This window comes from Enterococcus sp. AZ015 (genome assembly GCF_050499225.1).
GTDB classification, from domain to species: domain Bacteria; phylum Bacillota; class Bacilli; order Lactobacillales; family Enterococcaceae; genus Enterococcus_D; species Enterococcus_D entomosocium.
On record NZ_JBMHEX010000001.1, the window covers coordinates 2562537 to 2577919 of the forward strand.

Annotated in this window: 13 protein-coding genes; 1 reads left to right on the forward strand and 12 read right to left on the reverse strand. The window is 43.7% G+C overall.

Translation table 11 applies throughout. From position 1 onward, the window contains the following. Positions 1-16: 16 nt before the first annotated feature. The 10 genes from alsE to rhaB all read right to left on the reverse strand — a co-directional run bounded on the left by alsE (position 17) and on the right by rhaB (position 9796). On the reverse strand, positions 17-709 hold the full coding sequence (gene alsE / locus IGK85_RS11875; protein ID WP_008380955.1) for a D-allulose 6-phosphate 3-epimerase: 693 nt from the start codon (positions 707-709) through the stop codon (positions 17-19). A gap of 71 nt (positions 710-780) precedes the next feature. Then, entirely contained in the window at positions 781-1881 is a 1101-nt protein-coding gene (locus IGK85_RS11880; protein WP_005234436.1) for a PTS fructose transporter subunit IIC, read from the reverse strand. Between the two features lie 24 nt (positions 1882-1905). Beyond that, entirely contained in the window at positions 1906-2226 is a 321-nt protein-coding gene (locus tag IGK85_RS11885; protein ID WP_008380953.1) for a PTS fructose transporter subunit IIB, read from the reverse strand. A gap of 24 nt (positions 2227-2250) precedes the next feature. After that, positions 2251-2703 carry a PTS sugar transporter subunit IIA gene (locus IGK85_RS11890; protein ID WP_429968742.1) on the reverse strand — a complete coding sequence of 151 codons (453 nt, stop codon included), beginning with the start codon at positions 2701-2703 and terminating at the stop codon, positions 2251-2253. A 58-nt stretch (positions 2704-2761) separates the two neighbouring features. Then, complete coding sequence (locus tag IGK85_RS11895) at positions 2762-3199, reverse strand: PTS sugar transporter subunit IIA (RefSeq protein ID WP_008380949.1); 438 nt, start codon at positions 3197-3199, stop codon at positions 2762-2764. Further along, the gene (locus IGK85_RS11900) at positions 3192-4670 is read right to left on the reverse strand and encodes a BglG family transcription antiterminator (RefSeq protein ID WP_008380947.1); all 1479 of its coding nucleotides are present in this window, start codon (positions 4668-4670) and stop codon (positions 3192-3194) included. Before IGK85_RS11900 ends, IGK85_RS11895 begins: the two co-directional genes overlap by 8 nt. Positions 4671-5015: 345 nt before the next feature. Next, complete coding sequence (fucO, locus tag IGK85_RS11905; RefSeq protein ID WP_008380945.1) at positions 5016-6167, reverse strand: lactaldehyde reductase; 1152 nt, start codon at positions 6165-6167, stop codon at positions 5016-5018. A gap of 84 nt (positions 6168-6251) precedes the next feature. After that, complete coding sequence (gene rhaD, locus IGK85_RS11910; protein WP_008380943.1) at positions 6252-7076, reverse strand: rhamnulose-1-phosphate aldolase; 825 nt, start codon at positions 7074-7076, stop codon at positions 6252-6254. Positions 7077-7083: 7 nt separating this feature from the next. Then, complete coding sequence (rhaA, locus tag IGK85_RS11915) at positions 7084-8337, reverse strand: L-rhamnose isomerase (protein ID WP_005234414.1); 1254 nt, start codon at positions 8335-8337, stop codon at positions 7084-7086. Beyond that, positions 8312-9796, reverse strand: coding sequence for a rhamnulokinase (rhaB, locus tag IGK85_RS11920; RefSeq protein ID WP_008380940.1), 1485 nt, complete (start codon positions 9794-9796; stop codon positions 8312-8314). Before rhaB ends, rhaA begins: the two co-directional genes overlap by 26 nt. A gap of 151 nt (positions 9797-9947) precedes the next feature. Here rhaB and IGK85_RS11925 point away from each other — a divergent pair, with 151 nt between their 5' ends. Next, positions 9948-10829: an AraC family transcriptional regulator gene (locus IGK85_RS11925; RefSeq protein WP_008380937.1), complete on the forward strand. Its 882-nt coding sequence runs from the start codon at positions 9948-9950 to the stop codon at positions 10827-10829. A gap of 57 nt (positions 10830-10886) precedes the next feature. Here the strand turns inward: IGK85_RS11925 and IGK85_RS11930 are convergent, their stop codons facing one another. Next, positions 10887-12701 carry a beta-glucoside-specific PTS transporter subunit IIABC gene (locus IGK85_RS11930; protein WP_008380935.1) on the reverse strand — a complete coding sequence of 605 codons (1815 nt, stop codon included), beginning with the start codon at positions 12699-12701 and terminating at the stop codon, positions 10887-10889. Then, on the reverse strand, positions 12698-15355 hold the full coding sequence (locus tag IGK85_RS11935; RefSeq protein WP_008380933.1) for a glycosyl hydrolase: 2658 nt from the start codon (positions 15353-15355) through the stop codon (positions 12698-12700). Before IGK85_RS11935 ends, IGK85_RS11930 begins: the two co-directional genes overlap by 4 nt. Between the last annotated feature and the right edge of the window lie 28 nt (positions 15356-15383).

The following is a 15383-nucleotide window of genomic DNA, read 5'->3' on the forward strand; positions in this document are numbered from 1 at the left end:
TTGCTTTCGGCTTTGCTTAGCTACTCAAAACTTTTCCAGTCATTTCTTGATAATCTGCGACCATGATCGACCATGCTTTGGCAATGTCGTCATCTAAACCAAACAATCCACTGCGTCCGACAATATAGATGTCTGGATTGGCTTCATCAATCCGTTTGAAGGATTTCCGATTGGAGGAACCGTCCATTTCAATGACATAGTGATAGTCATATTCTTCCCGTAATTCCCGCAGTTCAACAATTTTATCTAACGCCCCTTCAATAAAGCGTTGGCCAGCAAACCCTGGATCAACCGTCATGATCGTGACTTTATCCAAACGATCAATATAAGGCAAAATGACCGATACTGGCGTTTCAGGATTTAAGACGATCCCGGCTTTTAATCCAGCATCATGGATTTGATCGATCAGACGAAATGCTAACCCATCCAAAACTTCAGCGTGCATACAAATCCATTCACAGTTGATATCGATCAGCTGCTGCACCCAAAAGGCAGGTTCAGTGACCATCAAATGAGCGGACAAAGGCAACGTACTGATTTTGCGGACCTCTTGAATAAACCATGGGGATAGGGAAATATTGGGTACGTAATGACCATCCATAATATCAATATGATAGGAGTCCACTTGGTCATTCAAAAAAGTGATTTGCTCTTTAAATTTATCTAGATCCATCGTCATCAATGACGGTGAAAATTCAACTTTGTTCATAGACTTATCCTTTCTCCTCGATCAGTCTTGTACTGAGAGGAACGATTCTTCTTTCAATTGAATCGCTTTTCTTAGAAAATTTGAATATCATCTAAATCGATTTCTTCTTCTTCCACTTCTGCTTGCGCGGCTACTTGTTCTTCAGTGACATTTTTCTTGATCAAAGCCAAGGTGATCCCAGTCACTACTATATTTACCAACAAAGCTACTGCCCCAGCCCATGGACGAGTCATAGTCGGCAGCATCAGCACACCACCAAACGGTACCGTTGCATCTGCCCCTAAGACCATTGAAACAGCACCTCCAGCAGCGCCACCGATAGCTGTTGCGATCAGCCCTCGGACGATATCGTTCATAACGATTGGGATCACCCCTTCAACGATATTGATCACACCCATTGGTACGGCAGATTTTAACGTTTCCACTTCTACAGGCGTATAGATGTTTTTGCCGAACAATTTTGCAATAAAGAATGCTAAACCAAAACCGATTGGTGTTGCAGTATTGACTAATTGCAACGCAGTGATCGGTCCATTGATCCCTTCTGCTTGCATCGTCAGAACAAAAGCAAAGACCGTTTTATTGATTGGTCCGCCATAATCAACGCCACTCAACAAGCCGATGACCGCACCAAAAACCAATAATGAAGAGGAGCCTAAGCTATTTAATGCGTTCGTTAGTAAGTTCGTAAAGGCAGTGATCGGTGTACCGATAATATAGACCATGATCAGACCACCGATCAAAGAGGTCAAAAAGGGAATGATCAATGTCGGCATCAAGCCTTTCGCCCAATTTGGTACTTTAATAAATCGTAAAATAGCAATTACTAGATATCCAGCTAAGTAGCCGCCCAAGATTCCTCCAATAAAACCTGCACCAATGGCATTGGCTGTCAAACCAATAATAAACCCTGGCGCGATCCCCGGTTTTTCGGCAATCGCATAAGAAATTCCTGTCGCAATGACCACCGGAAGCAACCCGAGTCCTGCGCCTCCCATCGTAGCTAAAGCATCCCAAATCGTAAATTCACCTGGCACCAGTTGTCCCTGACTGGTGCCGCCGAAAGCCATGCCAATGGCAATCAAGAATCCGGCACCGCAGACGATCGGAATCAAATAGGAGATGGCTGTCAACAAATGTCCTTTTAAATTCAATGCTTTGATTTTTTCCATAGTTTCCTTCCTCCTTCGGTTTGCTTAGACCGCCTGCTGTTGAACGACCTCTTTGGCTTTTTCCAACAATTTGCTTGGGGACTTGATGGCAACTTCGGTCGGCACTTGAATGATCCGTTTCCCTTCAAATCGTTCACGTCCTGCTACTTTGACGTCAACTGCTAAAATCACGACATCTGCAGCCGCAATCGCTTCAGGTGACAATTCATTTTCACGGCCGATCGTTCCTTGTGTTTCCACATGGATCTCGTAACCTGCCTTTTTTGCCGCATTTTCTAACTTTTCTTGCGCAATATAAGTGTGAGCGATCCCTACTGTACATGCACATACTCCGACGATTTTCATAATAATTCCTCCTTAAATTTTCTGTTATCCTTGAAATGCTTCAATCACTTGCTGCGGCTCTTTTGCTTTCAACAAGGCAGCCGTCACCTCGTCATTTCCTAATTTCCGAGCGAACAAAGAGAGCAGTTTCAAATGCTTTTGCGCCCCTTGCGTGTCATCACCGACGGCAAATAAGATAATTCCTTTCACTCCCTTGCCATCCAACGTTTCCCAAGGGATCTCTTGTTTTAAAACCCCGATTGCTACGCCGATCTCCTTCACATGAGCACTTTTTCCATGGGGAATGGCAATGTAATTGCCAATCCCTGTTTGACCAACTGCTTCCCGCTCATAGACATCTTTTAAAAATGCTGCCTGATCCGTCAAGTACTCATTGGTATATAAAAGCTGACTCAATTGCTGCAGGGCTTCTTCTTTAGAAGCGGCCTCCATGTTGGTTTTGATTATTTTTGGATCAATCACTGTTGAAATATCCATTCGTTTTCCTCCTCTAGTTGAGTACCTCTTGCCTTACTGAATTGACCATTCATTCCTATCAGCCGCATTGGTTGAGAAGGAAGGCTTCGATTTCTTCTTTTGATTTTTCTGCAATGAATTGCAGATTTTCTTCATAGGCGAAACATTTCATTAAGCGGATGACTGCTTGTTTCACCGCGGTTGTTTCGTTAGTCTTCATCAGGATCGCAAAAATCGTTTTTGCTTGCAGCGTTCCCTGCCAAAGGACTTCTTCACCTCTGACGAGAACGATTCCGCTTTTTTTCAACACAGTACTTTCAATGTGTGGTAGCGCAAAATCTTCAGCAATCATCGTATTGCCGCTCGCTTCTCGGGCTTGCAGTGCTTCAAATAGCAGGGTTTTGCTCTCCGTCAGCCCGATTGTTTGGCTAACACCTGCAATCTTCCTTAAAACATCGACTTTCGTCTCTCCTGCTTCTGTTGAAACTAAAGTAAGGGACAAAGGGAATTTAGTCATTTCTCACCCTCCCAATCATCGCTTCAAGGCGTTTTTGGTCTTCCATCGTCAGCATGGCGCTCACGATCACAACCGGAATCGGACTATCGATCGTTAATTGAACGGTTGAGATGATCATCTCCGTAGCCGGGTGTTGCTTTAAAGCCGCTTCCACATCACGAGAAGGTAGGACAGCGGTGATTGCTAACTCACGAAATTTCTTATGCACTTTTACTTTTAATAATTCGGAGGTCCCGATTCCTGTAGTACAGACGATCATTACCTTGAGTTGTTGAGGATGTTCTTCGATCGCTTGAGCAAAGTAAAGGGTGACAAAGCCGATTTCATCTTCTGTGAGCGCTGGCAAATCGTACACTTGGCAGATTTCTCTTGCAGTCTCTTCGGTAGCAAAAAACAAATCTGTATATTCTAATTTGATTTGCTCCAAAAGATTGTTTTTGACTTCGATCCCATGTCGCAACCGATTGATCATTGGTTTGATATGGCGAGCCAATTTACCGAATAACTCCTCGTCTTCAAATGACCGCTGCAGCTGAGTGCTCATTTTTTCTATAAATGCATTAGAAATTAGTTTTACTTGTTCTGACAGATCCTCTAATTCATCCGTGGCCTTTTGCATCCGTGAGGAGACGAGGTATTGATACATATAATAGCTTTCGTTTTCCGGTAATTTCGTATGCAAGTACTGTTCGCTATTGCCAATGATCTCTTTGGCGATGGTGGCTAATTCTGGGTTTTCTTGCATTTGCTGTTTCTCTTTCTCATCTAAAATATCCTCGTTAAACGAATTCCCTACTTTGCGAAACCGTCGTAATAAGATATACAGGTGAGAAAAAAGATTAATGTTATAAGGATGTGGTATTACTAATCCTAGGTGATTTTCAATCAAATTCAGCTGTCGCAAAACAAACTCCGCATCATAGCGGTTGAACGCCTCATTCGTCACATGCAGATCATCCAAGCGGATATTGCGGGTTTGCTGGATATACTCCTGCAATGCTCGACGGATATTTTTTTCTGCACCGTTCACCCCGATCATTTTATTTTTGCGGGAAACCGTCAGCTCAAAACGCTGCAAAGCTTCAGAAATTAATTTCTCATCACTGTTGATAACCGTTTCACTCACATAAAAAGGCTGATACAGGGAAAAAATATTCTTTCTTTTTGGGGAAACAAGCAATAGCTCCTCCATCACCTTGTTCCGGCGTTCCACTGGTGTCAGCGCATTCGGCATTTCCGCTTTCTGACTCTGGGACTTTTCTTGATGATGGAAACTTAAGCGGTAGCCTTTCCCTTTTTCTGAGAGAATCACATAGTCAATCGCGGCATCCTCATTGATTGCTTTTACGATGCGATAAATCGACTTTGTAGAAAGTCGAAGCGCTGCGGATAGTTCATCGGCCGTGACAAATTCTCTCGTATTGGAAAGAATATGGATGATTTTTCTCTTTCGTTGTTCCATAACAGTCATGTAACCGTTCTCCTTTCTACACACTTATCATAGCACTAGGAAATGTAAGCGTTCTATCATTCTTTGTCCCCTTCATGGGACAAAGATGATCAATAATAAGAATTACAATACAACGTTAAGGACAAAAAAAACAGCCATTTTTCAAAATGGCTGTAACAAAGTCAGTGTTATCATCAATGTTCATTATTCAACTGTTGGAATAAGAAAAGCTGCTAGTTCCCATGAAACGAGAAGGAAAACGCCGTTTATCGAAACCCTTCAACCGTCGTTAAGGAGTAATCCAGGTTTGAGCGCCTATACAGCAAGCGAAATAAGCACGCTCATTGAAAGGAACGATTTGAGCTTTTACATCAACGAACGATAAAGCTCAATAATCTCTTCTAAAGTCGTATCCCGCGGGTTGCCTGGTGTGCAGACATCATTCAAGGCATCTTTGGCGATGGCTGGGATATCTTCTTCTTTGACGCCTAATTCAGAAATGGTCGCTGGAATACCCACATCTGTGCTTAACTGATCGATTGCTTGGCAAGCAGCATCTCGGACGTCTTCAAGTGACATCGTTTCTGCCCCTTCAATGCCTAAAACGATCGCGATCTCACGGTATTTTTCACCCGTAAAGTCTTTGTTGTATTTCATGATGGTTGGCAACAAAGACGCGCACGCTACTCCGTGAGGAATGTTGTACCAAGCGGACAATGGATGTGCCATGCCGTGGACTAAGCCCAAGCCGACGTTTGAAAAGCCCATACCGGCAATGTATTGCCCTAGTGCCATCGCTTCTCGTCCTGCTTGATCGCCATTCACGGAATCTCTCAATGAGCGCCCGATGATCTCGATTGCTTTGATGTGCAGCATGTCAGTCATTTCCCAAGCGCCTTTGGTGATGAAGCCTTCGATGGCGTGGGTCATGGCATCCATCCCCGTTGCAGCTGCCAGGCTCTTCGGCATCCCCATCATCATATCGCTGTCCACAAAGGCTACTAGAGGAATATCGTGAGGATCTACACAAACAAATTTCCGATGATTTTCTTCATCTGTAATCACATAGTTAATCGTTACTTCGGCTGCAGTCCCAGAAGTTGTCGGTACCGCTAAAATCGGCAAGCATGGATTTTTCGTGTCTGCCACGCCTTCCAAACTAATCACATCTGAAAATTCAGGATTCGTAGCAATGATTGCGATCGCTTTTGCCGTATCGATCGGTGAACCACCGCCAATCGCAATGATACAATCGGCTTGGGCTTCTTTGACAAAGGCTAAGCCGTCTTTGACATTTTGGATCGTTGGGTTGGGCACGATCCCATCATATAACGCATAGTCGACACCTGCTTCATCCAATAATTTCGTCACTTTGGTTGCTACTTCAAATTCCACCAAATCTTTGTCGGTGATCACAGCCGCTTTTTTGAACCCTCGTGCTTTGAATTCGGTTGGTACGTTCTCGATCGCTCCTTTTCCAAAATACGATGTTTCATTCAAAATCATTCTATTTGCCATTCTTCCTACCTCCATTTGTTTGTTTATTCACAATATATTTTAAATAGAAAAGACTGAGAGCCTTTTCTATTCTTCTACCATTACTTATACCTCAAGATAGCCTGCTCGGGGAGTGACTTTGAAAGCGTCAGCCAATTTTTTCAGATTTTCATCTGTAATGGTTTGTAAGATTGGGCCTTGCGCTTTAACATAGGTGTACACTTCCGCAGCTTTCTCTGCCGTTTCAATCAAGCCAAAGACTTCGTCCATATCTTTGCCAGCGCCATAGATCCCATGTTGTGGCCAAAGAACCAAACGGGTCTCTTTCATTTTAGCAGCCGTTGCTTCGCCGATCTCATTCGTTCCTGGGACCATCCAAGGAGTGATGGAGACGCCTTCTGGGAAGACCACCAAGCACTCCGTACACATTTGCCACAAGGTCCGCGTGAAACTGCGTTCATCCAACTCATGGGTAAAACTCATGGCTAAAAGATGAGATGCGTGGTTATGCATGATGATTCGGTTTTCTGGATCGACCGACAAGCGAGCGATATGACTCATGAAATGACTTGGCAGTTCACTCGTTGGCACCGCACCATTTTCCAAGCCCCAAAGCAATTCCAATGTTTGCCCATCTTCTTTGACTCGGATCACACCAAGGTTTTCCGCTGGATGTGCCGCTACATTTTTAAAGTATTTTCCTGAACCTGTCACGATAAAGTACTTGCCAGCTAGTGCCGTGGCATCAAAAATCATGGGAATTTCCCGCAAGACGCTTTGCGGATCGATGAAAGGCAAGATCTCTTCTTCTGTTAATAAGTAAGAAATATTGCCGCCGTTGCGCTCATCCCACCCTAAACGGTAAAGGTTTGCTGTCGTTTCCATCATTTCTTGTACAAAATTTGCTTGTAAAATATCAATCTTTTTCATCGTTCTCCTACTTTCTGGCTTTTAAGACGGTTTCTTCATAGGCTTTCACTTCTGATAGCCAATCCAGACCTGCTGGTACCCCTTGGCTTTCACAGAAGTAATTCCAAACATCTGCATACGGATAGTCTTTTAATTCTTCCGTCATGGCTAAACGAGTGGTGAAATCACCTGACAATTCGATTGCTTTTAGTTCTTCGATCGGTTCTAGCATCGCTTTTAGCAACGCTTTTTGAGTATTGCGCGTCCCGATCACCCACGCAGCGACCCGATTGATCGTCGCATCAAAGAAATCTAACCCAATGTTGGTTTTTGGCAATAAGTCATTGCGAACCAATTCGCGGCCAATCTCTTGCAATTCATCGTCCATGATCACGACATGATCACTATCCCAGCGTACAGGACGGCTGACATGTAGCAAAATGCCTTTGCTGAATAGTGCCAATGAAGACAATTTATTGGAGATCACTTCGGTTGGATGGAAATGTCCAGCATCCAAACAAATCAATTTATCGCGCGTCAAGCCATAGCCCATATAAAATTCATGAGAGCCGACGGTGTAGGCTTCGGCACCAAGACCAAACAACTTGCTTTCCACGGCATCTACCGTGTATTCCGCTGGCAATTCTTCAGCAAAAATCTCATCTAATGCTGTCATCAAGCGTTCCCGTGGTGTAAAACGATCGATCGGGTTGTCTTTGTAGCCATCTGGCACCCAGAAATTATTGACACAGACTTGCCCAGTTTCTTTCCCCATATAGGCAGCGATTTGACGAGAACGTTTGCCGTGTTCGATCCAGAACTGACGAACTTCTTCATCTGGTGAAGCAAGGGTAAAGCCATCTTTGAACATGGGATGTGAGAAAAAGGTTGGATTGAAGTCTAAACCTAAGCCTTGTTCCTTCGCCCAAGCAACCCATTTTTCAAAATGCTTCGGCTCCAATTCATTTAGATCCACTGCTTCCTCGGTGTCTAAATAGATGGCGTGAAGGTTCAATTTGTGTTTTCCAGGAATCAAAGAGTAGGCTTTTTCTAAATCTTGGCGCAACTCCTCTGGGGTATGGGCAGCACCAGGATAATTCCCCGTTACAGAGATCCCACCAGATAATGCTTCATCACTCAAAAATCCTTGCACATCGTCCCCTTGCCAAACATGCATCGAGATTTTCACATCGGCTAATTTTTTCAAAACCGCATCCGTGTCGACGTCTAATTTGGCATATGCTGTCTTAGCTTCTTCATAACGCTGTTGAATCGTTGTCATTTTTTCCTTCTCCTTCTATAAAACGTTGATAGTTGCTTAAAATCTTGTGATCAAAAGGCTGTGGTTCATGAACACTGCAAGGAAATGAGTGTTTGACCGCGCGGCGTGCTTCAACCAGCGACGTGAAGATGCCAGCACTCATCATCTGCATTAAAAGATTGCCGATCGCCGTTGCTTCACTTGGGCCAGCTTCGATCGTCAGCTGCGCAGCATCAGCCGTCAGTTGATTTAAAAAGCGATTGTTGGAACCGCCCCCCACGATATGCAGTTTTTGCAGCTTGTTCGTCGTACCTGTCAGCTGTTCCAGCTTTTGCAATTCGCTGGCATAACAAAGCGCTAAGTTATCATACACACAGCGAGCCAGTTCACCTGCGGTTTCTGGAACTTTCTGCTGGGTTTCTCGACAATACGCTTGCAGTTCAGTAATCATATTTTCTGGATTCAAAAAACGAGGATCATTGACATCGACAAACTGTTGAAAAGCAGGCGTTGCTTGCGCCAATTCCGCCAATTCTGCATAGGAATACTGATAATCTTGCTGCCGAGCCACTTCTTGGATCAGCCACATGCCCATGATATTTTTTAAAAAGCGAATCGTGTTGTGGGCACCCCATTCGTTCGTATAATTTTCATCGAAGGCGGCAAGGGAAACATTGGGTACTTTGGTTTCGATCCCCAGCAATGACCATGTCCCGCTGCTGATGTAGCCCCACTCTGACCCTTCTCCGGGTGTACCGATGATCGCCGACGCCGTATCATGACTAGCGACAGTGACAAAGGTCGCTTGTGGCAAATCATAGGCTGGAAACTTCTGAGTTTGCAGTGCGCCTAAAACCGTCCCAGCATCAACCAATGGTGGGAACAGTCCTTCTGTTACCCCAATCTCAGCTAATAATTCTACATCCCATGTTTGGGTATTGGCATTTAGAAGCTGCATCGTCGAGGCATTGGTTTTTTCCGTGACCATCTTGCCGGTAAAAACGTAGCCCAAATAATCTGGAATCAACAGCAGTTTGTCGGCTTTTTGCAACAGTTGCGCTTCTTCTGTGGCTAATTGAAAAATCGTGTTGAAGGGCTGCAGCTGAATGCCTGTTTTCTCATACAGTTTTTGCAAAGAATAGCGCTGGCCAAAAGCCGCGATCGCATCATTGGTGCGACTATCTCGATAAGCGACTGGGTCGCCTAAACGTTCGCCTGCTTGATCGATCAAACAGTAGTCCACTGCCCAGGTGTCGATTCCGACGAAGCAGTCATTGATACCGGCTTGTTTCACTTTTTGCAGTCCTACTAAAATCTCTTGGATCAAATAATCGATCGCCCAGCGGTCAAAGCCTTCATGGGGACGAAAGCCGTTTTTAAAGCGATGGATCTCTTCTAAAGTGATCTGCTCATTTTCCCAACGGCTCAACATCAGACGACCGCTTGATGCGCCGATATCGATTGCGATAAATGTGTTCACTGGTCTCCACCTTTCATTATCTTGGTTAAAAATAAATCGATTACAATTTACTGATTCATTCTTGTTGCCTCAATTTTAGCTTGACAATCAACGAGTTTCATCACACAATTTTGATAAAGACTTGCACAATCTTGGTAAAAAGGAGGATCCGATGGATTACTGGGAAAAAGCCAACCACTCATGGTCAACCGATTCACTGCGTTACATCAATACTTCAACCCAAAAGCAGCGTGAACTTTTCTATTACATTCAAGAAATCGGCTATTTCAAAGCCAGCAAACCTTACTTTACAGAACGAGAGAACCTGCCTTCTTATTTGATCAAATATACATTGTCCGGTTGCGGTGAATTGCGCTACAAAGGAAAAAGCTATCAATTAAAAGCAGGTGATGTGTTTTTTATCGACTGCCTAGACTATCAGTACTACCGCACCGTTAGTCAAGAGCCCTGGGAAATGGACTGGATCCATCTATATGGCGCCAACGTCGCAGCGTTTTATGATGAATTTCTCAAAAATGGCAGTCCAGTTTTTCACACAAATCCTGCCAGCAGCCGCCAAAATCCGATCCATTTGGTCTTACAAGATTTATTGATGTTACAGCCAGAACCAAATGCGAAAACTGCCTTCCAAAGCTCTGTTTTGATCCATCAGCTACTCAATGAACTGCTCCTGCAAAAATATCATCTCGATTTTTCGGATAGTGAGATCCCGCCTTATATTTTGCAGATTCGTGACCAGCTAGAAGAGGATTTCCGTCAAGGGATCACCTTGGAATCTTTGGAGGAAAGGTACCATATCAATAAGTATCAAATCGTCAAGGAGTTTTCCAAATACATGGGCTTGCCCCCCATCGAGTACCAGATCAGCAAACGCATCTCTTACTCGAAAGACCTTTTGCGCTATTCTCGTCTTTCCATCAAAGAGATCTCATTGGCGATCGGCATCGAAAACACCGCCTATTTCAGCCGTTTATTCAAGAGAAAAGTCGGCATTTCACCTAGTGATTATCGACAAACGGAGAATGGACGGTAAAAAAGAAACATGAAATCATTCACTGATTTCATGTTTCTTTTCATTGAATCTAAGGTTTTAGTTGGCAACAATAAGTGACTCTTTTTCATTCATGATCTTCTCAAATGCTGACGCATTCGTTACCACAACTGGCGTAATGGTCGCATATCCCTCTGCTTGGATAGCTGCGAGATCGGCTTTTATCAGCGGCTGGCCCTTTTTGATTGCTTGATTTGCTTCAATAAGGGTCGTAAAGTGCCTTCCCTCTAGCTCTACTGTGTCAACACCGATATGGATCAAAAGTTCAACGCCTTGATCACTGGTCAAGCCGATCGCATGCTTTGTTGGAAATAAAGCAGTGACCACGCCATCAAAAGGGGCATAAAAGGTGTTTGATTGTGGTTTGATTGCTTTCCCTTGCCCCATCAAGCCTTCTGAAAAAACTTTGTCAGGAACCTCTGTTAAGGGAACGACTTCTCCTTGAACGACTTCTTGAAAATTGATTTTTGTATTCACTGGCTCTTTTGAATTGACTGCTTTCCTTTTTTCAGGTTCTACAATTCCCCAAAAATAGGTGATTAGAAATGCCGCAACAAGCCCTACTACCTGCGAAGCAATCCCACCATAAAATCCACCATCGATTCCTGCTGGATTGATAATCAAAGGAATACCCAACAATCCTGAACCACCAAAAGAATACTGCACTGTCTGCATAAATCCTGCAATAACACCACCTAAACTTCCACCGATGACAGCAGCGATCAACGGACGTTTATAAGGAAGTAATACTCCGTACAATGCTGGTTCACTGACACCAATCAGGGTTGTCAGACCTGTTGAGTATGCGAGTGCTTTCGTTTTATCGTTTTTCGTTCGTAGACCAACCGCCACGACAGCTCCAGCCATTGCCATTTGGTTCGCTAAGAGCAGACCCATCACAGGATCGAATCCTTGCATCGCCATGTTGTTAAGAAAAATTGGAATGAATGCCCAATGCAATCCGAACATGACCATCAAGATCCATGGTCCCCCAATCACCAGCCCGCCCAAAACCGGACTGAAGTGATAAACATTATTAACAAGCGTTGCCAGTAGACTTGATAAGTTGGATATAATTGGACCAACGACCAGCAAGGCAAGAGGGACAGAAACTAGTAACACGATAAGAGGCTGTACCATGAATCGCAAATCTTTCAACGGCCAATTCTGAACGAAGCCATTGATTTTGGCTGCCACCCAGACAGCAATGATTGCCGGAAAAACGGAAGAAGTATAGTCCATCATATTCACGGGAATCGACAAAAAGGTCAAACTACCTTCTGTCGCATACGGCAGCAAAGTAGGATAGATCAATGATGCCCCAATCAACATTCCGACATAGCTGTTTAATTTAAAATAATTTGCCGCCGAAGCACCTAATAAGATTGGCATGAAGTAAAAGAAAGCATTAGACAATGCATACAAAACGATATAGGTTCCCGAAGTTTCTGACAAAATACCTGCTACTGATAAAATCGTCAAGATCCCTTTGATCGTTCCTGACGCAGCCATAGCGCCTAAAGCTGGCGTGAAAATCCCTGAAATCGTGGAGGTAAACTGATCAAAAAGAGATTTTTTTGTTTTTTCATGGGTAGTGTCTTCTATTAATTCGCCGACTTGTTGCAGGACCGCTTCATAGACATCGTTTACACGATTTCCTAAAACGATCTGGTACTGTCCGCCCTGTTCAACGACTGAAATCACTCCGTCAAGACTAGCAATGGTCTCCTTACTTGGGGTATCTATATCATGCAATACAAAACGCAGACGTGTGACGCAATGGGTCACCGATTCGATATTGGCTTTTCCACCAATTTCCTTTAAAACCTCTGTTGCCAACTGCTGGTTGTTCATTTTTGCTCCTCCTCAATAAAAAGTTTGATTTCGCCAGTGATCCCCAAAGGCTCGAACAGGACAAACTGTGAAAGATAATCCCGCATACTGCGACCTAAATTATTGATCACTTCAATCTGGATGGAATTATTCGTTTCTTGAAGCAGGTCCGTCAACTCAAATGTATACGGTGTACTGATTCTTGTGCCTACACAATGACCGTTCACTGAAACAGTCACAACTTCTGAAGCATCTTCAATACTTAATAAAACCTCTCCTGCTGCTTTAGGGAAGTCCACGGTATAAGTGATTTTCCCGCTAAACCGACTGAAGTCATCACCGACTCCCAGTAAAGGCAATGACGAATATTGTTTTTGACAGGCAACTACCGCTTGCTCTTTCCCGATTCCTTCGAAAGTGACTTGCCATGGCTGATCGTTTAGATGAACTTCTTTCACTGGTTTGCTTCTATCAATACGCAATGGTTGTTCCGAGGTAGCTTCAAAAAGAATCATACTCTCTGCTGGTGCTAAATGAATCTCATAGCTGCCATTTTTATATGACACAGGTTTCAGTTTATTTTCTACTGGATCATATTGAACGAAAGGCTTCTTAGCAGGAAAAACAGCCTGAAACTGCAGCGATTCACTGTCATTTTCATTGAAAAGCATGAATATTTCATCTGTCTGCTGCTGATAATGATAGTAGCGCAAATACGGCAGAGCTTTTGATGTTTCTAAACGATCCCGTACCTTCAAGCCAACGTTATCAGTGAGTGCTGTGAGCGGTGTTACTTCCGTAAGGCGAGCGAGAAGCCGCAGTTCATGGGTAAGCAGAGTTTGTTCAAGGGCTTCTTTCACCATTTCCTCAACAAAAATAATTTGAATTCCAGATTCTGCGAGAGCTGTCAGCTTTTTGATCAATGGACCAGACATTCGCTCAGTATATGGAATGACTAGTGTTTGAAAGGCATACTCATTGATGACAAACGTTTGATCCGTAAATTGCGCATCAAGCATCATCTCAACCGAAACGATTTCAAATTCGTATTGATGTTCCATCAGTTCACGAGCAACTTTTTGAATCGGCATATAAGCGCCTGCCCACTCCGCTTCAGCATGGTACAGCACAGCAATATCCGCTTGATGTTTCCCGTCGCTAAATAGATAACTCAAACGATTCATATACGTCATCAGCTGTTTGAAGCCCTCAAATTGTGGATTATGGCCTTGCGCATAAAAGTGTGGCGGGCAATCGGCATCAGGAAAGTCATTCATTGAAAAAGCATGAGGGACAAAATGATTGACCCCTCGCACCAGCATGTGATCGGTTAGCCATTTCATCAGTTTGGTTCCTTCTGACCAACCATATGCACCGAATACTTCGCACATCGTTCGACCTTGTTTCACAGGGTCTAAGTTTCCTAAAGATGCCCCCATTTTCCCTAATGCGTAATGGAAAAATTCGCCATCCCAGCCAGTAGATGTCATGGCTTCAAAGTATCCGTCATTTTGTTGCGGCATCAATTGATGCAAAACGACATCGATCCCTGCCATCGATTGTCCTTTCATCGATTGAAAGAAGTGACCTGCCCCATAGCCTAAACGTGCATGGGCATTGTTATCCTCAATCACATGTCCGATATAGTCGACCTTATGTTCCCGACACCAGCGTCCGATCCGCTGAGAAAAGTGTTGACTATATAGCTCAGAAACCAACGACATATAATTGTAACGAATCTTAACCGTCTGTTTTGATTCACCACGATAGAGAGCCGGCAACAGCCCTCGCAGCTCAGTTTCAGATATGGCTAGCTGGTTTGCTAACAAAGTCAACAAATCATACCGCCACGGCAATGGCATATCTACTTTTCCAAGGACTGCATCAGGACCCTTGATATTCCCAAACCGCGGTTCATCTGAGAAAAATCCTTGGATCGTTGTGCCAAATTTCTCTCCAAAGTGTTGATAATGACTTTGATAAACCGTTTCCAGCAAAACATCCGTTGCTTCTGGTACCAAAGGATTCAAGTACCCTTGTGTCGAAGCTTCCCCTCCTTCTTGTGTCGTGTAAAAGACAAAGATACTCCACTCTCCTTCAGGAATAGACCAATACAATGTCTCATCAATCATTGAGTCTGTAAGGTCGATCCACTCCTCCTCGCTGATCTGCTTAAATCCAGTTTTTTTGACCGCAACGGCGCTGATGATTTCAGCAGAAAAAAATGATTTGCCACTCTCGTTAACCGTTTCCCCTTCGGAATTCAAAATATTCGGTCGCTCTGCATTGAAACACCAATCCAACATAATTCCAGCATTCTTTTTTGGGCCTACAAAATCAAATTGTCGAAAATTCAAAAATTCTTTCTGCAAATGTCGATGATTCTTCTCAATTTCTCCTGCGGCGTAGCCTGTTGGAAAGTGCTTGTCATCCAAAATCCAAAGTGTCATTTGTCTTTTTTCACACTCTTCAATGATGATCGCCAACTCGTCCCACCATTGCGCTTTCAAAAATTCTTCATGGGGTCGTGATTCGATGCAGACAGATCGGATGCCGGCTTCGTAAATTTTATTGATGTAAGTTTGAATCGTCTCCTTCTCTTCTCCATGCATCCATAAAAACGGAAAAATATGATTATCATATTTTTCGTTCAATAAATTCGTTATCTTTTTCATACAAATTCCTCTTTCTTTCTCATTCAAC